General features: G+C 60.1%; 1 protein-coding gene. It reads right to left on the reverse strand.

Features of this window, described 5'->3' with window-relative positions; all coding sequences use genetic code 11:
* A partial coding sequence (locus QCE73_RS34085) for an NmrA family NAD(P)-binding protein (protein WP_309885347.1) occupies positions 1 to 326 on the reverse strand: 326 nt, incomplete at both ends.

The raw sequence follows: 326 nt of genomic DNA on the forward strand, positions 1-326 counted from the left end.
GTCCATTCCTTGCGCTGGACCTTGATGCCCAGCAGCCGGTCAACCGTATCCGCTACCTCTCGATACGTCACCGTATCGCCCGCGACATGCACGACGCGATTCGAGATCGACGGCGTCGCAAAAAGGATCTCCGTAGTCAGCGCGGCGATGTCATCGGCGGTGGTCACGGTCACCGCATTGTCCAGGCTTCCGAGCGCGTTCACGGTATGCGTGTCGAGATCGACGACACCGAACGACTTCTCGAACAGAAAGCTCGTGAACATGCCCGTCGAAACAATCACCCACTCGGTTTGCGACTGGCCGCGCAGAAGGTCGCGCACATCGAG

The organism is Caballeronia sp. LZ029 (assembly GCF_031451275.1).
GTDB classification, from domain to species: domain Bacteria; phylum Pseudomonadota; class Gammaproteobacteria; order Burkholderiales; family Burkholderiaceae; genus Caballeronia; species Caballeronia jiangsuensis.